24 protein-coding genes and 1 pseudogene are annotated in these 25,785 nt (G+C 41.5%); 14 read left to right on the forward strand and 11 right to left on the reverse strand.

The features are described 5' to 3' along the window. Nucleotides 1–56 precede the first annotated feature (56 nt). Together MUO14_RS20595 and MUO14_RS20600 are read left to right on the forward strand one after the other, a co-directional pair. On the forward strand, nucleotides 57–1,058 hold the full coding sequence (locus tag MUO14_RS20595; RefSeq protein WP_244752390.1) for a lipoate--protein ligase: 1,002 nt from the start codon (nucleotides 57–59) through the stop codon (nucleotides 1,056–1,058). 153 nt (nucleotides 1,059–1,211) lie between these two features. Beyond that, nucleotides 1,212–2,744, forward strand: a complete 1,533-nt coding sequence (locus tag MUO14_RS20600) for a fatty acid--CoA ligase family protein (RefSeq protein ID WP_244752391.1) — start codon at nucleotides 1,212–1,214, stop codon at nucleotides 2,742–2,744. 505 nt (nucleotides 2,745–3,249) lie between these two features. On the opposite strand, the gene MUO14_RS20605 is transcribed toward MUO14_RS20600, so the two are convergent. Continuing rightward, complete coding sequence (locus MUO14_RS20605) at nucleotides 3,250–3,672, reverse strand: DUF3939 domain-containing protein (RefSeq protein ID WP_244752392.1); 423 nt, start codon at nucleotides 3,670–3,672, stop codon at nucleotides 3,250–3,252. 230 nt (nucleotides 3,673–3,902) lie between these two features. Here MUO14_RS20605 and MUO14_RS20610 point away from each other — a divergent pair, with 230 nt between their 5' ends. Beyond that, nucleotides 3,903–4,445, forward strand: a complete 543-nt coding sequence (locus MUO14_RS20610) for a competence protein ComK (protein ID WP_244752393.1) — start codon at nucleotides 3,903–3,905, stop codon at nucleotides 4,443–4,445. Here MUO14_RS20610 and MUO14_RS20615 read toward each other — a convergent pair. Further along, nucleotides 4,428–4,772 (reverse strand): YhjD family protein, encoded by a 345-nt coding sequence (locus MUO14_RS20615; RefSeq protein ID WP_244752394.1) that lies wholly within the window; start codon nucleotides 4,770–4,772, stop codon nucleotides 4,428–4,430. The genes MUO14_RS20610 and MUO14_RS20615 overlap by 18 nt on opposite strands. 204 nt (nucleotides 4,773–4,976) lie before the next feature. Between MUO14_RS20615 and MUO14_RS20620 the strand changes: the two genes are divergently transcribed. The 5 genes from MUO14_RS20620 to MUO14_RS20640 all read left to right on the forward strand — a co-directional run bounded on the left by MUO14_RS20620 (nucleotide 4,977) and on the right by MUO14_RS20640 (nucleotide 14,009). Beyond that, nucleotides 4,977–5,624, forward strand: coding sequence for a TVP38/TMEM64 family protein (locus tag MUO14_RS20620; RefSeq protein ID WP_244752395.1), 648 nt, complete (start codon nucleotides 4,977–4,979; stop codon nucleotides 5,622–5,624). 57 nt (nucleotides 5,625–5,681) lie between these two features. After that, on the forward strand, nucleotides 5,682–6,221 hold the full coding sequence (lepB, locus tag MUO14_RS20625; RefSeq protein ID WP_244752396.1) for a signal peptidase I: 540 nt from the start codon (nucleotides 5,682–5,684) through the stop codon (nucleotides 6,219–6,221). Nucleotides 6,222–6,519: 298 nt separating this feature from the next. After that, entirely contained in the window at nucleotides 6,520–10,035 is a 3,516-nt protein-coding gene (gene addB / locus MUO14_RS20630; RefSeq protein WP_244752397.1) for a helicase-exonuclease AddAB subunit AddB, read from the forward strand. Then, complete coding sequence (gene addA / locus MUO14_RS20635; protein ID WP_244752398.1) at nucleotides 10,019–13,738, forward strand: helicase-exonuclease AddAB subunit AddA; 3,720 nt, start codon at nucleotides 10,019–10,021, stop codon at nucleotides 13,736–13,738. The genes addB and addA overlap by 17 nt, the downstream gene beginning before the upstream one ends. After that, nucleotides 13,716–14,009, forward strand: coding sequence for an HNH endonuclease (locus MUO14_RS20640; protein ID WP_244752399.1), 294 nt, complete (start codon nucleotides 13,716–13,718; stop codon nucleotides 14,007–14,009). The genes addA and MUO14_RS20640 overlap by 23 nt, the downstream gene beginning before the upstream one ends. A gap of 208 nt (nucleotides 14,010–14,217) precedes the next feature. Here the strand turns inward: MUO14_RS20640 and MUO14_RS20645 are convergent, their stop codons facing one another. From MUO14_RS20645 to MUO14_RS20670, 6 genes are read right to left on the reverse strand one after another with little or no spacing between them, the layout of a single operon-like run. Next, on the reverse strand, nucleotides 14,218–14,436 hold the full coding sequence (locus MUO14_RS20645) for a spore germination protein (RefSeq protein WP_244752400.1): 219 nt from the start codon (nucleotides 14,434–14,436) through the stop codon (nucleotides 14,218–14,220). Between the two features lie 51 nt (nucleotides 14,437–14,487). Next, nucleotides 14,488–14,859, reverse strand: coding sequence for a spore germination protein GerPE (locus MUO14_RS20650; protein WP_244752401.1), 372 nt, complete (start codon nucleotides 14,857–14,859; stop codon nucleotides 14,488–14,490). Next, entirely contained in the window at nucleotides 14,852–15,046 is a 195-nt protein-coding gene (locus MUO14_RS20655; RefSeq protein WP_244752402.1) for a spore gernimation protein GerPD, read from the reverse strand. Before MUO14_RS20655 ends, MUO14_RS20650 begins: the two co-directional genes overlap by 8 nt. Further along, the gene (gene gerPC, locus MUO14_RS20660) at nucleotides 15,043–15,576 is read right to left on the reverse strand and encodes a spore germination protein GerPC (protein ID WP_244752403.1); all 534 of its coding nucleotides are present in this window, start codon (nucleotides 15,574–15,576) and stop codon (nucleotides 15,043–15,045) included. The genes MUO14_RS20655 and gerPC overlap by 4 nt, the downstream gene beginning before the upstream one ends. Before the next feature lie 49 nt (nucleotides 15,577–15,625). After that, entirely contained in the window at nucleotides 15,626–15,853 is a 228-nt protein-coding gene (locus tag MUO14_RS20665) for a spore germination protein GerPB (protein WP_244752404.1), read from the reverse strand. 11 nt (nucleotides 15,854–15,864) lie between these two features. Further along, nucleotides 15,865–16,083, reverse strand: coding sequence for a spore germination protein (locus tag MUO14_RS20670; RefSeq protein WP_244752405.1), 219 nt, complete (start codon nucleotides 16,081–16,083; stop codon nucleotides 15,865–15,867). Between the two features lie 83 nt (nucleotides 16,084–16,166). On the opposite strand from MUO14_RS20670, the gene MUO14_RS20675 reads away from it, so the two are divergent. Further along, complete coding sequence (locus MUO14_RS20675) at nucleotides 16,167–17,360, forward strand: DUF418 domain-containing protein (RefSeq protein WP_244752406.1); 1,194 nt, start codon at nucleotides 16,167–16,169, stop codon at nucleotides 17,358–17,360. A 134-nt stretch (nucleotides 17,361–17,494) separates the two neighbouring features. On the opposite strand, the gene MUO14_RS24430 is transcribed toward MUO14_RS20675, so the two are convergent. Both MUO14_RS24430 and MUO14_RS20680 read right to left on the reverse strand, forming a co-directional pair. After that, nucleotides 17,495–17,620: a hypothetical protein gene (locus tag MUO14_RS24430; protein WP_255822139.1), complete on the reverse strand. Its 126-nt coding sequence runs from the start codon at nucleotides 17,618–17,620 to the stop codon at nucleotides 17,495–17,497. A 360-nt stretch (nucleotides 17,621–17,980) separates the two neighbouring features. Further along, nucleotides 17,981–18,697 (reverse strand): alpha/beta hydrolase, encoded by a 717-nt coding sequence (locus MUO14_RS20680; RefSeq protein WP_244752407.1) that lies wholly within the window; start codon nucleotides 18,695–18,697, stop codon nucleotides 17,981–17,983. A gap of 425 nt (nucleotides 18,698–19,122) precedes the next feature. On the opposite strand from MUO14_RS20680, the pseudogene MUO14_RS20685 reads away from it, so the two are divergent. From MUO14_RS20685 to arsC, 3 genes and pseudogenes are all read left to right on the forward strand, one after another. Continuing rightward, nucleotides 19,123–19,471 (forward strand): annotated as a pseudogene (locus tag MUO14_RS20685) (ArsR/SmtB family transcription factor). 10 nt (nucleotides 19,472–19,481) lie between these two features. Next, on the forward strand, nucleotides 19,482–20,780 hold the full coding sequence (locus tag MUO14_RS20690) for an arsenic transporter (protein WP_244752408.1): 1,299 nt from the start codon (nucleotides 19,482–19,484) through the stop codon (nucleotides 20,778–20,780). A gap of 120 nt (nucleotides 20,781–20,900) precedes the next feature. Then, nucleotides 20,901–21,320, forward strand: a complete 420-nt coding sequence (gene arsC, locus MUO14_RS20695; RefSeq protein ID WP_244752409.1) for an arsenate reductase (thioredoxin) — start codon at nucleotides 20,901–20,903, stop codon at nucleotides 21,318–21,320. 167 nt (nucleotides 21,321–21,487) lie between these two features. On the opposite strand, the gene MUO14_RS20700 is transcribed toward arsC, so the two are convergent. Continuing rightward, nucleotides 21,488–22,681 (reverse strand): ornithine--oxo-acid transaminase, encoded by a 1,194-nt coding sequence (locus MUO14_RS20700; RefSeq protein ID WP_244752410.1) that lies wholly within the window; start codon nucleotides 22,679–22,681, stop codon nucleotides 21,488–21,490. Between the two features lie 289 nt (nucleotides 22,682–22,970). Between MUO14_RS20700 and MUO14_RS20705 the strand changes: the two genes are divergently transcribed. Both MUO14_RS20705 and asnB read left to right on the forward strand, forming a co-directional pair. Continuing rightward, nucleotides 22,971–23,327 (forward strand): YisL family protein, encoded by a 357-nt coding sequence (locus tag MUO14_RS20705; protein WP_244752411.1) that lies wholly within the window; start codon nucleotides 22,971–22,973, stop codon nucleotides 23,325–23,327. A 375-nt stretch (nucleotides 23,328–23,702) separates the two neighbouring features. Then, nucleotides 23,703–25,547 carry an asparagine synthase (glutamine-hydrolyzing) gene (gene asnB / locus MUO14_RS20710; RefSeq protein ID WP_244752412.1) on the forward strand — a complete coding sequence of 615 codons (1,845 nt, stop codon included), beginning with the start codon at nucleotides 23,703–23,705 and terminating at the stop codon, nucleotides 25,545–25,547. Nucleotides 25,548–25,785 lie beyond the last annotated feature (238 nt).

Raw genomic sequence — 25,785 nt, forward strand, 5'->3', positions numbered from 1 at the left:
ATCATGTCGAATTGCGTACAATAGGCGTTGGGTATAAAGTTGGAAAGGATGATTGTATGCTAGTAATCAATCATGATGTGGAAAGTAATGATCCTCACATTAATTTAGCTGTCGAAGAATACGCCCTGAAAAATTTAGATATTAACGAGACGTATTTACTTTTTTATGTTAACAAACCTTCTATTATCATTGGAAAAAACCAAAATACGGTGGAAGAGATTAATACGAATTACGTTGAGGATAATGGCATTCATGTCGTTCGTCGTTTATCTGGCGGCGGAGCAGTCTACCATGATCTTGGCAACTTGAGTTTTAGTTTTATAACTAAGGATGACGGGGATAGCTTCCATGATTTCGCCAAATTCACCGAGCCGGTCACAAAGGCTTTAAACAAGCTTGGAGTCGCAGCGGAATTGTCCGGTCGCAATGATATAGTAGTCAACGGTAGGAAAATATCGGGTAACGCACAGTTTACAACGAAAGGCCGCATGTTTAGTCATGGTACGTTAATGTTAGACTCCGAGATTGAGAACGTCGTTTCGGCCCTCAATGTTAAAACTGAAAAAATTAAGTCTAAAGGGATCAAGTCGATTCGCAGCCGCGTAGCTAACATTTCTGAATTCCTTGAAGAACCGATTACGATAAATGAATTCAAAAACCTTATAATACGGTATATATTTGATGTAGAGGATGAAAAAGAAGCACCTTACTATCAATTAACCGAACAGGATTGGGAAGAAATTCATAAGATTGCTGATGAGCGCTACAATAATTGGAATTGGAACTACGGAAAATCACCGAAGTTTAATATCCAGCATACGAAACGCATCGAAGGAGCAGGCAGCTACGATATTCGTTTAGATGTGGTCAAAGGATATATTCGTAATGCCAAAATTTATGGTGATTTCTTCGGAATAGGTGATATTGCTGACATTGAAAATAAATTAGTCGATATCAAATATGAACGGCAAGCGATTTCAGATGCACTATCAGATATAGACATTTCCCACTACTTAGGCAAAATTACAAAAGAAGACTTTCTGGATATGGTGTATTAATGGAAAACAGGATCGACGTCATTTGATGTCGGTCCTTTTCTACTATGAAAAGTAATAGTGTTTGCTTATTAATTATCTGTATTTTATAATAAAATTGAATATTTTTAAAATAAAATGAATGAATAGTCATTCATAACAAAGGGGGAGCAGCAAATGAATTTAAGTGATCAACTCTCTGCCGCAGCTTTGCAAAATCCATCTAAGGAGGCTTACATATTCCAAGGAGAAGGGGTAAGCTATCAGGAATTTGATGAATCTGTTACTAAATTTGCTTCAAGCTTAAAGAAACTTGGTTATGGTGCAGGAAACCATATAGCCCTTGTTAGTGGAAACAGTCCGCTGTTTATGATTGGTCTATATGGAGCTCTAAGGGTGGGGGCTACAGTCATTCCGATTAACCCGACTTATACGGCTGAAGAAATGAAGTATATTTTAAAAAATGGTGACGTGAAAGCTATTATGACAATGGATGTGCTTATGGAGAAATTTGAGCATATCGATGAACAACTAACGATATCCCATTATTTTGTAGCGGAAACAGGGATGGGGCTTGGAAAGTCTTCATTATCCGGCAAAATGAAATCGTTTACAGAAACAATGAATGAAGGAGAGGTAACCTTTCAAAGACCTGAATTAAAGGAAGAAGATGTGGCTGTTATTTTATACACGTCAGGAACTACCGGAAAACCTAAAGGGGTGATGCTAACCCATAAGAACCTTTATTCCAATGCTAAAGATGTAGCTGATTATCTGCAGTATACTCATGAAGACCGCGTCATTGCCACCCTCCCAATGTTTCACGTGTTTTGTTTAACGGTTGCTCTCAATGGTCCATTGATGAACGGTGGAACAGTGCTCGTCGCACCGAAGTTCTCACCTCAAGAAATATTCGAATTGGCAAGCAGTCAGAAGGCGACTGTGTTTGCTGGGGTCCCTACGATGTATAATTATTTAGTTCAAACAGGTACCGATCAGACAGATACGTTTAAAAATATACGGATCTGTGTTTCAGGGGGAGCCTCGATGCCGGTTGCCTTACTGAACAAATTCGAAGAGCAGTTTAATGTACGGGTTTCTGAAGGATATGGTTTATCAGAAGCGTCTCCTGTTACAGCATTTAATCCACTTGATCGCCCACGCAAGCCCGGATCAATCGGAACGAACATCGTTAATGTAGAAAATAAAGTTGTGGACGAGCTTGGCGAAAAACTGCCGCCCGGGGAGGTAGGCGAGTTAATTGTTCGCGGGCCAAATATAATGAAGGGGTACTATAAGCTGCCTGAGGAAACTGCTGTAACGCTTCGTGAGGGGTGGCTTTACACAGGCGATATGGCCCGTGTAGATGACGAAGGCTATTTTTATATTGTCGATCGTAAAAAGGACATGATCATCGTTGGCGGTTACAATGTTTACCCGAGGGAAGTAGAAGAGGTGCTCTATAATCATCCTGATATTTCTGAGGTAGCGGTAGTTGGCACTCCAGACCCAAACTCTGGAGAATCTGTCATTAGCTTTGTTGTTTCAACGAATCCTTCCCTGGACGAATCAAGATTAAAAGAATATTGCAAAGAATATTTAGCGAGATACAAGCAACCGGCAAGAATCCACTTTATGGAGGAGTTACCGAAGAATACGACAGGGAAGATTTTAAGGAAAAACTTGCGTGAAAAGCTGACACAATCATGAATGGAAGAAAGAGTTAAAATGAAAATATTGTGCTTTACCGAAAGAGGTCAGCATGTCATTATCTAGTAATAACGCAATGTCTTGCGGTCTTCCGCAAAACTTTTTCGGTGAAGAGAAGAAAAAGATATATTACAATAAGATTTAGATAAGCGATCGCGCTTATTGATTACACCATAATTATGACTCTTAGTCATAATTAGATCAGTAATGAATTTACTGATGAGTGTACATTATGAAAGGACTATAATTGATATAGTTGTTTCATACAATTAATTCCCTCACTCAAAAGTTAACCAGTCGTCTCAATTGGCCAATGCTCAAATCCTGGGGCATTGGCATTTTTTTATTCTTTTATTCTTTTTTTGCTAGCAAAAACGGCCCAGACAATTGTTTCAACAGATCTACCTCACTGAGCCGGTTGTGTTTATAGTTTTAGGTCGAACCCTTTATTTACCTTTCCTAACTTAGCTAGGCTTTTGGTACGTAATCATAAATTCTTCATTCGTTAAATAAAAGTCTCTTTCTGGGGGTCTGACAGCAGTCCCAAACTTTCAAGCATAAAATAACTTATCTTTTTGTAAGGATCTCCTTCAATGATTGGAGGTTCTTGTGTTTGCTGCATATATTGATCTACTGCTTGTTGGACTCTATCTAAGTCGTGGGCTAACTGTTGATTTTCTTCGGTGAATAATTCATAGGTTTCACGTGACATGTAATAACGCTGTTTGGGGGTTCCATGCAAATAGGGAGCTAGCAGCTGATAATCTAATGTTAAATCACTCTTAATTAAAACACTCAACGGAATTTCACCTGATTTATGATCTGCATACATATGGATCGCTTTTCGGACTTCATCTATCGATAAGTCTTTTATTTCAAGTGAATCGTCCTTCCTGGATTGCTCCTTGTTTTGCTTTCTTTTCCACATTTGATCGTCTCTCCTTTTGAAAAATTTAACCTCATATACTAAAGGTACCCTTTTTGAAGGTTTTCTACTCTCGTTATGACAGGGCTTGAACAAAGATAAAATAAAATTATTAATTTTTAAAAAACTCTTAGACTTTTTGGTTACTATCTGGTAAATTTAAGAAGTGGAAGTTATTGCTTCCATTTAAATGATGGAAAAGTCTCATTAAAATTTGAGAGGGAGTAGAGAAAATGGATTATGTTCAAACAAGAGAATATGAGGTGAACCCTCAGACTATGGCTTTGATTGCTAAATATGATGAGCATGGGCAGGTTATTACAGAAGTTATTGAAAGTGGAGGACGGTTTGATTTATATTTCTATCCAGGCCACATCATTGATCAGTCCTGCCGCTATTTTGCCAGCAGTCTGGAAGGTCGTATGGCAGGGACAAAACAAGTGGCAGGGTTTACTCATAAGCCTCCTATTGTAATATCCCAGAAGATGGGCATGTACTTCTTCCCTATAATTTCCCCGAAACGAAAAGAGTGCTCTTGGATCGCACATAAGTACATTCGGAATTGTAACCCAGCGCTGGACCATACCACGATCATCCATTTCGTCAACGGCGTTTCCGTTAATGTTCCTGTTTCTCAAGGTATGATTGCTAACCAAATCCAGCGCACTGCACAATTTCGTATCACTCTTGAGGACCGCTTAAGCAATTTCCCAACGCCACCGCCTCTTGCTTCTCAGGCTGAGAGGATTGCTGAGAATTTAGATAAGCTCAAATAGGATATTTTCTACCTTTTTTCGAATAGCTGGATTAAAGTAATTACGTTTTTCTTCATAGCCGTGTGCTAGGAATAAAAAAGAAGTAAATGAATTATTACGTCCTGATTCGATGACTTGCAGTTTTCGATGATTCATTTGAGTTTTCAGCTTTTTTCTTTCTTCCCTAGCTTCAAGCTCCATTTTACTAAGAAGTTCCATATAAGGTTCTTTAATTTTAAACAGACCCTGTTCAAAATGTTTACGGTCTTGACGAATGACGGCAATGGCCATCGTTAAAAATAAATAGCGTGAGGCAATATCAAGTTCTTCCTGTTTTAAGTAACGCATGATGCTCCCCTCCATATAAGAACGTTTGTTCTCTTTATTATATCACGGATTTTAAAAAAGTATGCAAGAATATTTTTCAAAGGTTAAACTTGGGAATGAAGGAGAAACTATGGATAAGCTTACCTTGTGGTAGGCAGGAGCTCATGTATCCATTAAAATAGAGGAAAAGCATCCGCTGTTCTGATAGCGATAAGGAGTACCGTCATGTATTTGTTAAATATCATGGTAGAGAAAATAAGAAGCTTGGCTGAAAATGATCGACTGTTTGACTATATCATTAACCAATTACAGCAATTTGAGAGTCTTGGGCCGTTGCCCGGAATTCTGCTGCCTATGCTGGAGGCGTTTTTACCAATTCTGCCGCTGGTAGGTTTCGTGCTAGCTAATTCAGTTGTCTATGGTCTATTTCAAGGATTTTTATACTCTTGGATTGGAGCATTTTTTGGTTCCGTTCTTGTATTTATGCTTGTGCGCCGTTTGGGTCAGAAGCGATTTTTTAATGTGATTAGGCGTAATAAGCAAGTAAGACGAGTTATGTTGTGGCTAGAGGACCATGGGTTTGGTCCTCTGTTTCTATTAATGTGTTTTCCTTTCTCCCCATCATCGGTAATTAACGTAGTGGCTGGACTATCTGCTGTAAGTCGACAGCAATTTATTTTAGCTGTTTTTTTAGGGAAATCGGTTATGATTTTCACAGTTTCCTATGTTGGAAGCAGCATAGCCTCATTTGCACAAAACCCGGTAAAGACAGTCGTCGTCGGTGTTTGTATCTTGTTATTTTGGATTCTTGGGAAATTTATCGAAAAAAGACTACAGCAAAAAACGAGAAAACGTTCACATCGCAGCGGTTAAAATCATGTTCTAAAGGGTAAAATAGCAGGGTAAGAACATGGGCTGGAGGATAGATTAATGAAAAAATATCGCAGTATCATCCGTGCTGTGCTGCTTGCATTGTTGTTGGCGTTCGTATTAAAGTCGTATTTATTTGCGAGTTATGTTGTAGATGGTGAATCTATGGAGCCTACTCTGTATGATGGGAATCTATTAATGGTTAATAAGGTAGTCTATGATTGGCAAGGTGTAGATCGCGAAGACGTTATTGTTTTTCATGCAAATGAGACTGAAGATTACGTTAAACGAGTGATTGGCGTAGAAGGAGATCATATAGCCTTTAGGAATGATGTATTATACGTAAATCACCAACCAGTTCCAGAGCCCTATTTAGAGGAATTGCGACCAGATGATGGGGAGTTGTTCACGAGAAATTTCACCCTTGAAGGGGTAACAGATCAAAGTGTGGTTCCGGAGGGGAACCTGTTTGTAATGGGTGATAACCGTAGGGACAGCTTAGATAGTCGTTACTTTGGATTTGTACCTGTTGAAAGTATTGTCGGAAAAGTGGATGTGCGTTACTGGCCCTTTTCACAAGTTGAACTACAATTTAAGTAAATGTTACAAAAGCCGTCCGCAGCTGGGCGGCTTTTTAGTTTCCCAGGCTTTTATCACATCTAGTCATCGTAACAGCGTTAGGGAACAATCACTTGGCGTTAAGGAACAATAAAAATTCAGACAATCAAAACACATCTTGAATACTAAATGGTTGTCCTGAAACTGATTACACCCTTTTTGCAAAATCTCTTTGATTCCTTCAATTTCCTGCCGATAAAAAACTGCAATGATTGACCATATCCCCTAAAATAAAGGATACTAGAAGAAGAGGAAAATAACTGAAAAGGGGCTACATCAAATGGCGATACAGTTTTTGCTTGGACGTTCCGGTACTGGAAAGGGAGTACGAGTCTTAGATGAAATTGAAGCAAAGCTAAAAGATGATCCTAAGGGTCGGTCTATCATGTATATTGTTCCAGACCAAATGACCTTTCAACAGGAATATGCCTTGCTGAAACGGGACGGACTTGAAGGATCAATTAGGGCTCAAGTATTCAGTTTTTCCCGTCTGGCCTGGCGTGTGTTTCAAGAGACTGGAGGCGGGACGAAGAAGTTTATCAGCTCAACCGGTGTACAAATGATGCTCCGAAAAATTGTTGAAGAGCGGAAATCGGACTGGAGAGTTTTTCAAAAGGCCGTTGAAAAGCAAGGGTTTATTGAGCAGCTTGAAGGGATGATCACGGAATTTAAACGCTATAACATCTCGCCGGAAACGTTGCAGATGCAGATAAGTGCGATGGATCATATTGTACATAAAACGAGTCATGAAGAGGGTTTGCGAGATAAGCTTGATGATTTATCGTATATATTTGAACATCTCACGGATGCTTTAAGGGAACAGTATATAGATAGCGAGGATCAGCTTCAGCTTCTTGCTGATAAAATTCCTGAAGCCCAGTTTCTCGAAGGGGCGGACGTCTATTTAGATGGGTTCCATAGTTTTACACCACAGGAATATACGGTTATTGAAGCATTGCTAAAAAAAGCAAATCGTATACTTGTTACGTTGACGATGGAAACTCCCGACCACGAGGGAAATGAAGAATTAGATTTGTTTCACGAAACGAAAGAAACATACTTTACATTAAAGCAGCTGGCTGAGCAAGCAGGAGTGGAAGTGGAAAGTATTATCGAGCTTGATCATAACCACGGACGTTTGCAGGGGCGCCCTGCTTTACTGCACCTTGAGCGTTATTTTGATGAGCGGCCCGCTCCTGTGTATAAAGGAGAGGCAGCTATTCAGATTGCAGAAGCTGCGCATCCAAGGGCGGAGGTTGAAGGTGTCGCCCAGGAAATTCTGCGCCTGATTAGAGAAGAGGGCTTTCGCTATAAGGATATGGCTGTACTCATGCGTGAACCTGAGGTCTATCATAGTTTAATTGAAACATTGTTTAAAGACTATGGAATTCCAGTTTTTATCGATGAAAAAAAGACGATGTTGAACCATCCAGTTGTGGAGCTGATTCGATCTGGATTAGATGTTATAGAGGGAAACTTTCGTTACGATGCTGTGTTCCGCTTACTTAAAACGGGACTTATTCCAGTAAAGGATTCCAGGCATCCTTTAACAGCAGATGCGATAGATGAGCTTGAGAACTATGTGCTCGAGTACGGCATTCGCCGGCGTGAACGTTGGTTTAGCAAAGAACCGTGGGTATATCAACGGTTTAGAGGGTTTGACCAGGCTTCACAAACGGATGATGAAAAACAAAAGCAGGAGCGAATCAATGCATATCGTGAGCAGGTGACTCGTGTCCTCGAACCTTTTGACCAATCCATTAGAGAGGCAAACACGATCGAGGAACGAGCTCGAGCCGTCTACATTTGGTTAGATTCAATGAACATTCCCGCCCAACTGGAAACATGGCGTGACCATTACGATGAAAAAGGCGAAATAGAGCATGCGCGCGAACAGGAGCAAGTATGGGATGCGGTGCTTCAACTGTTAGATGAAATGGTTGAAATGGCTGGGGATGAAGGTATATCAATGCAAGTGTTTAGAAGCACGTTGGAAAGCGGACTAGAGTCACTCACCTTCGCACACGTCCCTCCAAGTATGGATCATCTAGTCGTAGGGAACGTGGACCGTTCCCGTATCACTGGGATCAAAGCTTCTTTCTTATTAGGTGTCACAGACGGGGTTTGGCCGCTGAAACCAACAGGAGATAGCATGATGTCCGAGCGGGAGCGTTCCCTTCTTGCTGAAAGTGGACTCAAGTTAGCTGATGGTACCAATCGACAGCTCCTTGATGATCGGTTTTACATGTATTTAGCGTTGACAATGGCTTCGGATCAGTTATGGATCAGCTATCCTTTAAGTAATGAGGAAGGCAAATCTAAAGTTCCCTCACAGATCATTCAGCGGGTAGATGAGTTGTTTCCATCCGTACAAAAACATCTCCTTCTTCAGGATCCTGACGATGTTGAAGACGCGACAAGGTTTATCACGACGCCTGTCAAAACGAGGTCGGCTTTAACCTCACAACTTTCGCGTTATTTACGAGGATACCCGATTCAGCCCGTTTGGTGGAATGTGCTCAATTGGTATATAGAAGACGAGGAAAAGAATGGATTAACGAATCGGATTTTACACAGTTTGTTTTATAAAAATCAGCCCGTCAATTTGGCCCAAGATACAAAGAAACGGATGTTTGAGGGCCCACTTAAGACAAGTGTGTCACGGCTTGAAACCTATCATCGTTGTTCCTATCAATACTTCTCACAACATAGTTTGAATTTGAAGGAGCGTAAAACATACAAGCTTGATGCACCAGACATCGGACAGCTCTTCCATGAGGCTTTAAAACAAATTACCGAATGGGTACAGCAGGAAGGCCGTGATTTTGCCGAACTCGGTAAGAATGAAACAACTCACTATGCCGAACGAGTGATCAACAAGCTCGCACCTATTTTGCAAAACCAGATCTTACACAGTTCAAACCGCCATCACTACATTAAGCACAAGCTTGAGGGAGTCGTAGCACGTGCGGCCTTTATGTTAAGTGAGCAGGCCCGAAAGAGTCGTTTCTCACCAGTTGGTCTCGAACTTGGATTTGGCACGGGGCCGGATTCAAAGCTTCCGCCTTTATCGCTTGCACTTCCAAACGGCCATGACCTCATGTTGAGAGGGCGTATTGACAGGGTTGATCGTGCTTTAAATGAACAACAACTCTACTTGCGAATCATTGACTATAAATCTAGTGAAAAAGGGCTGGATTTGACCGATGTGTACTATGGACTTGCTTTACAGATGCTCGCTTATTTGGATGTCGTTCTAACAAATGCTGAACATTGGCTGGGGGCACCGGCGTTACCGGCGGGGGTGCTGTATTTTCATGTCCACAACCCAATGGTGTCAGGAAAGCAGATGCTTGCAGATGATCAAATAGAAGAAGAGATCCTTAAGAAATTTAAAATGAAGGGTCTCTTACTTGAGAATGAGCAGCTTGTCCAGATGATGGATACGGGTCTTGAAAAAGGCAGAAGCCAAATTATTCCGGCTGGGCTTAAAGCAAATGGCGGCTTTTATAAAGGTTCAAAAACAGTGGAAGCAGATAAGTTTAACGACTTAAGAAGCTATATCCGCGAGGTAATGACAGAAGCGGGACAACGGGTGACAGAAGGAGAGGTTGACCTCAATCCTTATCAAAAGGGGCAGCATAGTGCCTGTGATTACTGTCCTTTCCGCTCCGTATGCCAATTCGATCCGTCCCTTGAGGATAATGATTATCGTAAGCTTAAGGAATGGAAGGAAGAAGAAGTGATTCAACAAATAATGAAGAGAGGGGAGAATCCATTTGGTAAGCTGGACTGAAGAGCAAGAACGTGCGATATATACAGAAGGAACTAACGTCCTGGTAGCAGCTGCCGCAGGATCAGGGAAGACAGCAGTTTTAGTGGAGAGGATTATTCAGAAGCTGCTTCATAAAACAGCCCCTGTGAACATTGATTCTCTGCTCGTCGTAACATTTACGAATGCGGCTGCACAGGAAATGAGAAACCGTGTCGGCCAGGCATTAAGTCAGGCACTTGAAGAGAATCCAGGCTCACAGCATTTGAAAAAGCAGCTGTCTCTCGTGCAAAATGCCTCGATCTCTACGTTACACTCTTTTTGCATGGAGGTAGTAAGAAAAAACGCCTATTTGCTTGACCTTGATCCCGGATTCAGGATTGCCGATGATATTGAAGCCGATTTAATCAGGCAGGAAGTGCTCGAGGATTTATTTGAAGATTGGTATGGCAAAGAGGGGGAGGAGCGCGATCGCTTTTTTGATGTTGTTGATCGCTTTTCAAGTGACCGCAGTGATGTAGATGTGGAAAAACTAGTGCTCAATCTATATACATTTGCCATGCAAAATCCATGGCCTGAGCAATGGCTCGATGAGATGGTCGACATGTATAAGGTGGATCAGGTCGAGAACGAGGATGAGCTGGTTTGGCTCTCCCATTTAAAGAGAGATGTGACGAGTCGGCTCAATGCGATTGAAACAGAGGCTCACCAATTGCTTGAGCTTACTCGTGAACCTGATGGCCCGTCAAGCTACGGAGAAACCGCCGTTCAGGATCTTGAAATGATTCAACAGGCCAAAGGGGCTCATGCCATATCCTGGAATGAACTGCAAAGCTATATCAGCACAAGCAAATTTGCCTCCCTTTCTCGCAAGAAGATGGAATGTGATGAAGACAAGAAGGAACGAGCTAAGGACATCAGAAACGGGTATAAAAAACGCTGGAATGATATGAAAGATGAATGGTTTCAGCGTACACTCGACAGCTATTTGAAAGACATGCATGAGCTACACCCTGTCATGGAACAGCTTGCTGTCGTCATCAAAGATTTTCACGAACGCTACCGCCTTTTGAAGAAAGAAAAGGCGTTGGTAGATTTCTCAGATCTTGAGCATTACTGTTTGCAGATTTTGTTAGATGAGTCGTCTACAAAAGAAAATCCTGTGCCTTCCTCTGTAGCAAGAAGCTTTCACGATCAGTTTACTGAGGTGTTAATTGATGAGTATCAGGATACCAACCTTGTTCAAGAAACATTGCTTCGTCTGTTAACAGATGGTCAGAATGCTGGTCAATTATTCATGGTTGGTGATGTGAAGCAAAGCATTTATCGATTTAGACATGCCGAGCCTTCACTATTTTTAACAAAATACAAAAGCTATGGCGAGAGTCCTGACGCGGGAGAACGAATTGATCTTGCTCGCAACTTCAGAAGCCGTAAGCAGGTGCTTGATGCAACGAACTATATCTTCCGGCAGTTATTAGATGAAGATGTTGGTGAAATGGAATATGAGCCGGAAGCCGAACTTATTTACAGTAATATGATCTATGATGAATGGACGAGTGAGGATGCCAAAGCTGAACTGTTCATTATCGACCGTGAAACGAAAGATGAAGAGGCTGAAGACGAAGAGGGCTATGAAGATCTGGAGAAAGCCCAAATTGAGGCAAGAGCCTACGGGGAAAATATTCGCAAATGGCTTGGACATGGGGAAGAGACGCCGCTGATGGTTGTGGACAAAGCCACCAGTATGAAGCGGCCTGTGCAATATCGAGATATCGTTATTTTGATGAGGTCTATGACGTGGGCGCCCACAATTGTCGATGAACTGAAGAAGCAAGGGATCCCAGTGTATGCCGAACTATCAACGGGTTATTTTGAAGCCATTGAAGTAAAAGTCATGCTTAACTTGTTAAAAGTGATCGATAATCCGATGCAGGATATTCCGCTTGCTTCCGTGCTTAAATCACCTATTGTCGGACTCGATGAAGATGAATTAATGCAGCTTCGCTTGGAGAACCAAAAGGTAAGCTACTATGAATCGATCCGTGATTACCATGACCAGCCGAAGACACGTCAGAAAGTACAGCGTTTTTTACAACAGTTGGGCGGCTTTAGAGAACGAGCTCGCCAAGGTGCGTTAGCTGATTTGATTTGGGAGATTCTCCGTGAAACCGGCTATTATGATTTCGTCGGCGGGATGCCAGGCGGAAGACAGCGCCAGGCCAACCTCCGGGCATTGTATGACCGGGCAAAATCATATGAATCTACCTCATTCCGTGGGTTATTCCGCTTCTTGCGTTTCATTGAAAGAATGGAAGAACGAGGTGATGACCTTGGAGCAGCTCGGGCTCTTGGTGAGCAAGAGGACGTTGTAAGGATCATGACGATTCACAAAAGTAAGGGACTTGAGTTCCCTGTTGTTATCTTAGGAGCCATGGACAAGCAGTTCAATATGATGGATTTAAATAATCGTTATTTACTCCACAAAGACTATGGCTTCGGTTCGCGTTATATTAATCCAGAGAAGCGCCTGATGTATCCAACGCTCGCCTACCATGCCTTGAAGCGGATTAAGCTCAGGGAACTTTTAGCCGAAGAGATGCGGGTGTTATATGTAGCGTTAACGAGGGCGAAGGAAAAACTGCTCATGATTGGAAGCGTAGCCTCTTTTGAGAAAAAACAGCAAAAGTGGGAGACGTTTGTTGAAAGGAAAAATTGGGTATTGCCTCCCCACGAGCGTCTTGATGCAAAATCTTACCTTGACTGGGTAGGGGCTGCGTTGATTCGCCATCAGGATACCGATTCACTACGCGAAGAACATGTGATGGTTAAAACGGAAGAAGCGATTGAAAAAGATGCCTCCGAGTGGCAAGTGATATTGAAGCATAAAAAGGATTATGCTGAGATCAGTGAGCTTGAAAAGCAGCGAGACGAGCAAGTATATGAGCACATATCGGATTGGAGCCCTCTCCCAACAGAATCAGAAAATGAATTGATAACAGCAAGGCTGAATTATCAATATCCGTACAAGAAGGCGGCCATGTCTCGAGCTAAGCAGTCCGTGACGGAGGTTAAACGACAGCGTGAAACAAAGGATGAGTATTCAAGCGACCAGCTTCTCACCCCCCATCGCTCTCCTATTGTAAAAAGACCACGGTTTATGCAGGAAGGCCAAAGCTTAACAGCAGGGGAGAAAGGAAGTGCCATGCATACGGTCATGCAGCATATTCCGCTCCATAAAGATCATACAGTTGAAGATGTTGAAGAATTTGTCGAGCAACTTGTTATGAGAGAGTTACTGAGGCGAGAAGAAGCTGATGTTATCGATGCTGAAGCGATTGCCAACTTTTTTCAAACACCGATTGGCAAGCTGGCCCAAGAGGCAGAGTATGTTGAGAGGGAAGTTCCTTTCAGTATGACGCTGCCAGCCCATGAAGTCTATAAGGATTGGCAGGAACCAACGGAAGAGAAGGTATTTATTCAGGGAGTCATTGATGCGATGATTCCATATAAAGAAGGCTGGCTGATTCTAGATTATAAAAGTGATCGCATAGATAAAGACTATGAAGAAGCACCTGAGCAACTGAAGGAAAGGTATCAAACACAACTTCGGTTGTACAAGACAGCGCTTGAGAGAATATGGAAGCAGCCTGTGGTGAGAACCTGCCTCTACTTCTTTAATGGATCTTTACTCGTGGAGGTTGATGAAGGTGAAAGAAACGTGTGATCTTTGTTTAAGAGCGCCGGTCAGGACAACGGAGCATCATCTGATTCCTAAACAATTTGGAGGCGTGAATGGTTCGACAGCCATCCTGTGCAGTGCCTGTCACCGTCAAATTCATGCCTTATTTACAAATGAAGAGCTGGCGGGCTTTTATCATACATTGGAGAGACTAGCTGATCACCCTGACATGGCAAAGTATATCCGTTGGGTAAAGAAACAGGATCCTGAAAAGAAAATACCCACTCGGAAATCCTACCGAAGAAAATATCAATAAAAGAAAGCAAATTCGTCCATATTTACATTTAGCCTAAAAAGAAGGTATGGCCAGACCATACCTTCTTTTCATGTCAAAGTCGCGCAAGACTAGTGACTCATATTTTTGCTTGACACCATAGGATATGGGTTGCTTATGAGTTGGTACGGGACGTTCCGTACTTGAACTCATCCGAACATTCCCAAATGTGATTAGGGACCTTTTTGCGTTAAGCGTTCGCGCTTACATTTTGATCGTTCACATCAGGGTCAAAAGGGTTGGTTGAGCTAAGCCCGTTATTGGTACAGATAAAATCACCCGTATTTAATGCTCCTGACCCAGCATTTGTTTTGCTCGTGCTTTTTGGGGCGAGATAAAAGGCGTCTCCAAAGTTTACTACCCCGCCGCCAACACTATTGATGCGAATGGGACCTACAATGGATGGCATATAAAGCACTCCTTCCCGAGCCTATTGCTACAAAGTATGCATGCAAAGGCGCTACTGTTCATCATTTAAAATACGGATATGTTTCACACGAGAGAGTGCATCAACGTAATTAGTCCCGCCTATTTGAATGGCTGAGGCGGTTGAAGCCCCTAAACAATGAAACGAACCTACACAGATTTCATTATTGTTATGATGGAATGTGGTTGGAAGTGATAAAGGAGAGAGTGGAGGGGATAATTCCCGCTTAAAAATAGGATAGTCATCGAAATCAGCATTCTCTTCAATAACTTCTGGGGCTTCCCTTTGAACGGCAATCGCTCTTGAAGTAGGGGTTAACCTATCCAAGTCGCCAATCAGAAGTTCTGAGCTAATGGTGACAGATTTCACATGAACATTTTCTGTTACAACCGTTCGTTTATTCATCATTAAGATCCCCTTCTTGTTCAATAGGGGCAAATTGCCCTATAATTAGCGATTCGGGTGGTGTATCATAAAAAGAATGAAGTCGGATGGTTTCACTATCGCCAATGAGGAATAAGGATGAAGACCCTATCCCTGTCACGTCAATGGTACCTATGTGCAATCCATAATTGTGGACGGTGTAGTTCATTCCTGCTCTCCTCCTTTATGGGTGAAATATTGGGTCACCGAATGACGAACTTCTTGCTGCAGCTTCTCAACTATGGAAACAGAATCAAGATCAGGGTGTTGATTTCTATAAAAATTAAATCGTTCAGGAAGCTGTTTATTTATGTCGGCAATGATTTGCTCCCGGTGTTGATTGGCAAGTGGAATGCCATGCTCTGCGGCATAATTATCAATATCCTGAGGGACAACGCCATTCATCAGTTCATCTAGTGCTTGATCATGCTTTGGTGCAGAAGACTGCGGTGTATATAAATCTTCAATGTTTCCGGTGTCCATACCATTTGGAGTCAGTCCAATTTGCAAAGTCCCTTCAAGAGTTTCAATTTTCAATTGATCAAAATGATATTCAATTTTTTCAATGACAGTCTTAGGGTGTTCTTGTGTTTGTAATTGCTCAATTTTCTGGGTAAGCTGCTCGATTGTTTGCTGCTGATCCTGTATATGCTTCATGACTTGTTTGACCCATTCATTCCATGATTGATAGTAGTTCAATGGCATTCACCCCCACTACTATCCTATGCAAAAAATATGTTATATGTGCCTATGTTACTGAAAGAGGAACAAGAGGAGCAGAACCAAGTTCCGGTACTGTAACTTGCCCCCCAGCTGGCTCGGGCACTTCTGCAGCTTCCGTGAATCCACCTGTATTATAAAGATCTGCTTTTGCTTGAATGACACCAGAACTTCCAATTTGTACAATCGATGAATTGGCCACCGTTCCAATCCTTAGAACCCGGATTGAAATGGTCTGGTGGATCGTTAAGTTCATGTAAACTCCCCCTAAGAATTGATGATGGACTGGTCTACAACTTCCCTGTCATTTACATATGTCGATGAACGATCAATGTTTATCCGTATACCGCTTCCTGTATTAAAAGAACCACCTCCAGCAAACGTTTTTACAGAGGCCGCAGGTGACATGCTGTAGACATCCCCAATGTTGAAAATACTGGAGCTAGAGATGCTGAGCACTTTTACCATTCCAACTTTTGCAGGCATATAGGAAAACTCCTTATCTATAAATATGAAACGTAATTGTGAAAATTTCGTATAAAAAGTAAAATAAATGAGGGGGATTTACGATGAAACAACATGCAACACCGCTCAAGGAATCTGACCGGCTCAATTGGATAGATGCAGCGCGCGGTCTAGCTATATTAGGAATATTTATGGTTAATGTACCAGCTTTTAATGCTCCATTCTTTTTATATGGTGGGGAGGAGCATTTTTGGCCTTCTCTGACCAGTGATGCCGTCCAAACGATGATTGACATTTTCTTTCAAGCGAGCTTTTATACATTATTTTCTTTGATGTTCGGATTTGGTCTGCAAATGATGAAAGATCGTCTGGATCAGAAAGGGATGAATTACCGTCCTGTTCTTCTAAGAAGACTGGCCATTTTGATTGGATTTGGACTCATTCACAGTTTCCTCATTTGGCATGGTGATATTTTATTATCTTATGGAGTATTTGGCTTAGTGTTATTTGCCTTTTTTAATAGATCCAAAAGAACACTTCTACTATGGGCTTATTCTTTACTTGCGATTCTGGTAATTCCCTTGACCCTTTCCTTGTATGCTATTCGAGACCGTCTGGGAGGTTTTTATAATCTAGAGGCGATCAATGCCGCTAAACGAAATTATGGTGAGGGAAGTTTACTAGATATTTGGCAGCAAAATGCTGCTGACTGGACGTATGCAAACAACATGGGTTCCATTCCTTTCCTTGCTTTCAGTCTTATTCCTATGTTTTTGTTTGGAATGTATGTGGCAAGGGAGCGATGGCTTTATGAGCCAGATCAACACCTGGCTTCCATCAAAAAGTGGTGGGGAATTACCGGCATTGTCTTTCTTTTATTTAAAGCGGGACCATACTTCTATGGTAATCCTGAATGGTTTCAGCTTATGCAAGACAATGTGGGGGGAACGGCTTCAGCCATCTTTTACGTTTTATCGCTGACCCTCATGTCTAGAACAAGTGTGGGAAGGAGGATAATCAATCCATTAAGATGGGTAGGGCGCATGTCTTTGACGAATTATATCTTTCAGTCACTCGTCTGTTTTCTCCTTTTTTATTCTGTTGGATTTGGTTTATATGGACAAATTTCTCCTTTTTTAAGTGTTGTCATCGTTCTAGTTGTTTTCACGTCCCAAGTTTTCCTAAGTAAAGCTTGGCTGAAAAAGTTCCGTTTTGGTCCACTAGAATGGCTTTGGCGTACGCTAACTTATCGTCAGAAACAGCCATTACAGCGAAGCATGAAGGGGAGATTAAAATGAACCGTGGTCGATTTTAGTTTAACCATCCGTTTAACTTTACCCAAAAATAGTTATTAGTAGATAGAGTTGCCTGTCTCCCATTGTTTTATATCACTGGGAAACAGGCAAATGTCTTTGTTAAACACCTGTAAATACTACTCTTTTCGATCTCCTAATTCTCTACCCACTTTTGAGATAGTAATTCTCTCTTCTCCTGTACTGGGCTGCACAGCATCTTTCCCTTTCTTTATGTTGCGTTTAGATTTTGATCGTTTACTCATAGGCTCATTTCACTCCTCATTATAAAGTAACTTTGCAGGAATATTTTAATCGAAAACAGTCTAATTTATGTGAAGAAATAAATACTAAGTGATGAAGATAGGAGTTCAAAATAACCTCAAACCCTGGATGTTAAATTTTTAAGAATTGGTGTATTCTCGTGAATACATTTTGTCGGATTTGCTTTGACTCATTAAACAGTGCATGTCTTCCTTTTTCTATATGAACCACCTGCAAGGTATGAAATTTTTCTTTGACGAATTTGAGATTGTATTTCCATTCCACCGTTTTATCCTTGTTCCCTTGGATGATACAAGCATCTGTAGTTGTTGGACTATAAGTCTGGATTTTCTCGTTCCAGTTTATGAGTGCCTCAATCCATTCAAGGGGATTGCCTTCGGTTGTAAGGGATCCTTACGAGTGAAGTTTAGGTATTTATGGTTCGATGAGTTCTCCCGAAAACGTCTATTGATCCCTTCGATGAAAGGGAAAATTCGGCTTAGATAAAAGCTTACTTTTGTCAGATGCCAATGATTTGATCGAATAAGTGGCGCAACCAATATAACTTTATCGAATTGATCGCTTTGGTGTTTTAAAACATAATTGATCACGATCGCGGCGCCTGTACTATGACCGATTACATAAAAAGGACCCGGCATCTCTTTTCTGGCTTTTCTCATTAATTTTTCCATCGTTAACACATACTCAGAGAAATGATCGACTGAAGCCTTCTTGCCATCAGAAAGCCCATGCCCCTGCAGGTCATAGCTGACTACACTGTACTGATGCTTATTAAGAAATTGAATAATATGTTTCAAATAACCGACATGCTCTAAATAACCGTGTAATAAAAAGACTGTACCTTTGCTGTGAATTGCTTTAAATATTTGAACAATAACTTCTTTATCATCAATTTCAATCTTTCCAAAATGAAGATCAACATTCTTAAGGTTAAAATTATAATAATTGAGATATGCTTTAATATCGGGAGTCTTTTCAACGGGTTTGTGAAAATTTAATTTCTGATCCCAATCTGACAAGCGCTCTAAGGCATTCTTTATTTCTGTTGTTTTGTCCATTAGATCTTTCTCCTTAACTACCGATTCATTGTATACGCTGTGATACTTATTCTTTACAGAACGTGCAAAATGATGAGTGGTAATCTATCCTCCCGATAACTCCATGAAAAAGCCTTTTAGAGGATGTTCAAAAAGTCACCGAATATTCAACGGCGAATTTCTTTGTTGCTCGGTTTTTCCGGTCCTCACGTAGGAAAGGCATACGCTGTAGTCCTCAAAACGTTTGCGCCCCGAGCTTCTTGCGACGCACAAGGAACGTGCTAGTGTCGAGGTTCTCATTCGTCAACTTTTTAAACACACACTTTTAATAAAATAGCCTGGGTACTTTCAATTGTAAGAAGAGACGTGTTATTTGTGGACGATGAACAGCATCTATTGCATATATAAGCATATGCTAATATGCTGATTGTGAGAGGTGATTGTTCATGAAAAAAACGATGATTGAATTAGAAAATGCTGCTCAAACATTGAAGCTTTTGGGTGATAAAACACGCTTAACGATTATGGGATTAATAAAAGATGGGGCATGTTGTGTGTGTGAGTTTGTAGAAGTGCTGCAAAATGAGTCAGCCTTCCATCAGTCAACATTTGAGGAAGCTTCGGGATGCCGGGCTTGTGAAAGAACAAAGGAGAGGACAATGGATCTTTTACTCATTAAACACTTCTCATCCTACATACCCAATTATTCAACAAGTTTTAGAACAAATACCTGATCAGAAAGAGAAATTACGAGCATTGGAGAAAGCTGGTTTACGTATCCAGTGCGATGAGTAGGGGGATTCATTTGAATTTAGCTATTGTAGCCATATTTATTTTTGTACTTACACTGGTGTTAGTGATTTGGCAGCCGAAAAACCTAGGGATTGGCTGGTCCGCATGTGGGGGAGCGATTCTTGCGTTACTCTTTGGTGTGGTTGATTTTCAAGATGTGCTGGCTGTAACCGACATTGTTTGGAACGCCACATTAGCCTTTGTAGCTATCATCATTATTTCACTTATTCTTGATGAGATCGGTTTTTTTGAGTGGGCTGCCCTTCATATGGCTAGAGTAGCCAAAGGAAACGGGAAGAAGATGTTTGTTTATGTCATTCTTCTAGGTGCTGTCGTTGCGGCCCTCTTTGCTAACGATGGGGCTGCGCTGATTCTCACACCAATCGTACTTGCGATGGTGAGAAACTTAAACTTTAAAGAAGCAATGATCTTGCCGTTCATCATGGCGAGTGGTTTTATCGCAGATACGGCTTCGTTACCACTTATTGTGAGTAACTTAGTGAATATCGTTTCGGCAGATTTCTTTGGGATTGGATTTATTGAGTATGCGTCACGGATGATCGTTCCAAACTTCTTCTCTATAGGTGCGAGTATCCTCGTGCTTTATCTTTTCTTTAGGAAGAACATTCCTGGTAACTATGATTTAAATCAACTTAAAGAACCTAAGCAGGCGATTCAAGACCATAAAATGTTCCGTATGTCTTGGGGGGTACTTGCGGTGTTATTGCTTGGTTATTTTGCAAGTGAACCTTTAGGGATTCCGGTATCGATCATCGCTGGGATTGTTGCGATCTTCTTCCTTATCATGGCGAGAAAGAGTGTTGCGGTTGAGACCGCAACCGTTGTGAAGGGTGCTCCGTGGGCGATCGTCTTTTTCTCCGTAGGCATGTATGTGGTTGTTTATGGGTTGCGTAATGTTGGCTTAACGGATGTGCTGGCCAATGTCATCCAGTATACAGCTGAACAAGGATTATTTGTGGCTACCGTTTCGATGGGCTTCATTGCGGCAATTTTATCATCGATTATGAACAATATGCCCACCGTTATGATCGATGCGCTAGCGATTGCCGAGACGAATACTTCTGGTGCGATGAGAGAGGCGCTCATCTATGCCAACATCATTGGCTCAGATTTAGGGCCGAAGATTACACCGATTGGTTCGCTAGCGACATTGCTATGGCTGCATGTGCTCTCGACAAAAGGCGTTAAGATTTCATGGGGATATTATTTTAAAATAGGTCTTCTCCTCACTGTACCAACGTTGTTTATTACGTTAACAGGGTTATATTTGTGGTTATGGCTTATTTTATAGAAAAAAACGCTTTTACCTGATTAGATAACGATATGTTACAAGAGTTGAGGGAACAGGACACCTTTAATTATGAAGGAGTCTTACAAAAAATATTAAAAACAAAAAAGGAGAATTCACCACATGTCTAAAAAAACAATCTACTTTTTATGTACGGGTAACTCTTGTAGAAGTCAAATCGCCGAAGGTTGGGCAAAAAAACATTTGGGTGATGAGTGGGATGTGAAAAGTGCTGGCATCGAAGCCCATGGATTAAATCCAAATGCCGTTAAAGCCATGAACGAGATAGATATTGATATTTCAAACCAACAATCTGATGTCATTGACCCAGAAATTTTCAATCATGCAGATTTAATCGTCACTCTATGTGGAGACGCCGCAGATAAGTGTCCGGTCACTCCACCTCATGTCAAACGAGAGCATTGGGGATTTGATGATCCCGCTAAAGCTGAGGGAACGGAAGAGGAAAAATGGGGCGTGTTCCAACGTATTCGTGATCAAATAGGTGAACGGATTCAGCGGTTCGCTAAAACCGGTGAGTAATATTACTAGTATCCGGTTTTCTATGTAGTAAGCTTAAACTGGAAATTACCTTACCAATGAATGATTAGCTTTCAGGTGGGATTCTTTAATTCAGAATGCAAACTTAAAAGATGGCACCAGGCTGTAAAAAAAACATGTCCTGATGCCATCTTTTTAAGAATGAATCTTTATTGTAAAACTTCTTTAATTTGATCAATTGCCCACTGCAAGTCATCCTTCTCGATCACGAGTGGGGGAGCGAAGCGAATGACATTTTTATGAGTTTCTTTACACAACAACCCTTTTTCTTTCAGCTTTTCACAATAGGAACGGGCAGGTTCAGTTAATTCGACCCCAATGAATAATCCTTTTCCACGTACTTCTTTAATAGTAGGATTATCAATTTTTTTAAGTTCGTCCATCATGTAATTGCCCAGTTCAAGTGAGCGATCGACTAAATTTTCCTCTTCAATGACATTGAGTGAGGCGACTGACACAGCACAGGCAAGTGGGTTTCCGCCGAACGTTGAACCATGTGACCCGGGATTGAAGACACCAAGGATATCCTTGTTAGCCACTACACAGGATATCGGGAAGACTCCTCCACCCAGTGCTTTTCCGAGAATCAGCATATCAGGAGTAACATTCTCCCAGTCACAAGCAAACATTTTTCCGCTTCTACCAAGACCTGCTTGGATTTCATCAGCAATGTAAAGTACATTTTCTTTTTGACAGATGTCATAAGCTTCCCTTAAGAAGCCTTCCGGAGGCATAACAATACCGGCTTCTCCTTGAATAGGTTCAAAAAGGAATCCAGCCGTATTTTCATTAATGGCCTCTTTCAATGCTAGAATATCACCATAAGGAATCACCTTTATTCCAGGAAGCATGGGCCCGAACCCGCGCTTATATTCTTCCTCTGATGATAAGGAGACTGCTGACATCGTTCTGCCATGGAAATTCCCTGTACATGCGATAATTTCAGCTTGATCCTCGGCTACACCTTTCACATCGTACGCCCATCTTCTTGTGGCCTTAATTGCTGTTTCAACAGCCTCTGCTCCCGTGTTCATCGGCAGAGCCATTTCTTTATTCGTCAGCTTACAAATCTTTTCATACCAGGGGCCAAGCTGATCATTATGAAAAGCACGTGAAGTAAGGGTCACACGGCTTGCTTGGTCATGAAGCGCTTGGATGATTTTTGGATGGCGGTGGCCCTGGTTAACTGCAGAGTATGCGCTTAGCATATCCATATAACGGTTACCTTCAGGATCCTCTACCCAAACTCCCTCTGCCTTCGCGATAACGATTGGTAAGGGGTGATAGTTTTTTGCACCGTACTCTTGAGTTTGGTCGATAATGTTTTGACTGGAAAATGTCATGTTATCCCTCCATTTCAATTAAGCATCATAAACAATTATAACAGGTTTAACAGAAATTTTCTCACTATTAGAGGATGTTCAAAAAGCCCCCAAATGATACGCTGTAGTCCTCAAAACTTTCGAGCCTCGAACGTCTTGCGACGCACAAGACGTGCTCGTGTCGACGTTCTCATTTGTCAATTTTTTGAACACACACGATTAAAAAGTGGGTTTTAAATAGTTTCAATTAGGAAACTAAAAGAAGAACATGATATTATTATTGTTGAAGATGTAAAAAGGAGGGAAACAATTGGCACATTTACATATTACCTCTTGGGTAATCGCTTTTGCTTTAGTAGCACTTGTTACAACATTTACGAGAAGTGGAAATGAGAAAGCAGCAAAAATTTCTCATATGATCTTGCGAGTTGACTATTTATTGGTCCTTTATTCAGGTGGTTCACTTTTTGCAAGCTATGCAAACTATGACGCACTCGTTATTATTAAGTTGCTTGTCGGTCTATGGGCCGTTGCTGCAATGGAAATGGTGTGTATTAAGTACAAAAAGAAACAGCCTGCCGCTTCATGGTGGGGACAGCTTCTTATTGCTGCAATCATCGCTCTTGTTCTAGGGTTTGGTTTCTTAGAATTAGGTATCTTGCCTTAAAGAGGATATTCAAAAAGTAACCAAATGATCAACGGCGAATTTCTTCGTTGCTCGGTTTTTTCCGGTCCTCACGTAGGAAAGGAATACGCTGTGGTCCTCAAAACTTTCGCGCATCGTCTCATTCGTCAACTTTTTGAGCACGATTAAAACGAAAAAATCCTGCATGCTTAGAGCATGCAGGATTTTTTATGTGAAAAGAGGGGGTAAACTGGTCTTTCCAGTATCATCCGCTAATTTTTTTGGGGGCAGAAGATAGCTGTTATTAATAATGATAATCATTATCATTAAAAGTGTCAAGAGTTTTTTTCATCACAACTAACGGCTTCATCATATAGTGATATATAGTGCTTTTTTTGCAAAAAGGATGGTGGAGTTATGTGTGGAATTGTTGGATGGGTTGATTTGCAGACAAATGAAGGGAATAAGTTGCAGACAATCGATGGGATGGCTCAAACACTCAGTCACCGTGGTCCTGACGACTATCAAAATTGGGTGCAGGGACCTGCGGCGTTTGGGCACAAACGACTTGTGGTCGTTGATCCAGACGGTGGAAGGCAGCCAATGGTTCGTGAAGCAAATAATGAAGAGTATGTCTTATGTTATAACGGTGAGTTGTACAATACCGATGAAGTGAGAGAGGAATTGAAGTCAACAGGGTGGACGTTTCGTTCTCATTCAGATACAGAAGTCGTACTCGTCAGTTACATGGAATGGGGAGCAAAGTGTGTTGAACATCTAAATGGCATTTTTGCCTTTAGTGTATGGGAGTCAAGGCGATCCAAGCTTTTTATTGCCCGAGATCGACTTGGGGTTAAGCCACTTTTCTTTAGTGAGCAGAAAGATGGACTGATGTTTGCTTCTGAAATAAAGGCCATATTGGCTCACCCTTCTATCGAAGCAAGCATTTCTGAAGAGGGAATTCATGAAATTTTGGCCCTAGGTCCTTCACGTACACCTGGACATGGCATTTTTGATCATATTCACGAACTTCGCCCTGGGCACTGTGCTGTTTGGGAACAAGGAAAGCTGAAAGTGGATCGTTATTGGAACGTGAAAAGTGAGGAGCATACCGATACATGGGAGGAAACGGTTGATCGTGTTAGAGAGCTGTTTACAGATGCGGTTGAACGTCAACTTGTCAGTGATGTAAAGCTTGGAACATTTCTCTCAGGTGGAGTGGACTCAAGTGCAATTACGGCAATTGCAGCTGATCATTATAAAAAGAATCAAAAGGGAAGCCTGCAAACGTACTCGATTGACTATGAAGAACAGGAGAAATTTTTCGAGAAGAATGCCTTTCAACCTGATCAAGATGGTGAATATATTAAACTGATCAGTGATCAAAACAAAACTAGTCATTTGACGATGGAAGCAGGAGTTGAAGACCTGATTTCAAGGCTGGAGAGGGCAGTAGAGCTGCGTGATTTACCTGGGATGGCAGATGTGGACTCGTCACTGCTGTGGTTTTGTGAAAAAATAAAAAGCCACGTAACGGTTGCCCTTTCAGGAGAGTGTGCGGATGAGATCTTCGGAGGCTATCCATGGTTTTACCGAAAAGAAGACCGTGATCGAAATGGGTTTCCTTGGCTTCGCTCATTAGCTGAACGAAATCAGCTTGTTCGACAAGATTTAAAAAGTGAGATTAATATTGAGCGGTATATGCTGAAACGCTATCAAGAAACAATAGATGAAACACCGTTACTAGATGGGGAAGATGCTCTCGAGTCTAAACAAAGACAGATGTTTTATTTAAATATGAACTGGTTCATGCAGACATTGCTTGAGCGTAAAGACCGTATGAGTATGGGGGCGAGCTTAGAAGTTCGTGTGCCATTCAGTGATCATCGGCTTGTTGAGTACGCGTATAATATTCCCTGGAAAATGAAGCATACGGGCGATCTGGAAAAAGGTTTGCTAAGGGAATCCTTACGAGGAATTTTGCCTGATAAAGTGTTATTTAGAAAGAAAAATCCTTATCCAAAAACATTCCATCCGCAATATACGGCAGGTGTAAAAGAGTGGATGAAGGAAATTATTGCGGACACTCAGTCGCCGCTGTTTGAGCTATTTGAACGCAAAGAAATTATTAAGCTTAACGACTCAGGTGGAACATCAATGGATACACCTTGGTTTGGCCAGCTGATGGCAGGACCACAATTGATTGCACACTTATGCCAAATTAATCATTGGTTAAAGACGTATCACATCAGTATAAAGTAGCAAAAAGTCTTCCCTATTGGAGACCACTGAAAAAGTTTAATTAAACTCTCTATATAATGGAATCCATGATTGCAGGAATAATGGAAATGTGGTTGTTGAATTGTAAAGCCGTTATCTGGAAAAAAGGTTAGGAACAGAGACAGGGGTGAGGGCGACGAATCGTTCCCCTCACCCCCCTGTCTCTTTTTATAATGGAACCGACCAAGAGAGCCACAGATATCAGATTGTATATCTGAGG

Source organism: Halobacillus shinanisalinarum (assembly GCF_022919835.1).
Lineage (GTDB): Bacteria > Bacillota > Bacilli > Bacillales > Halobacillaceae > Halobacillus_A > Halobacillus_A shinanisalinarum.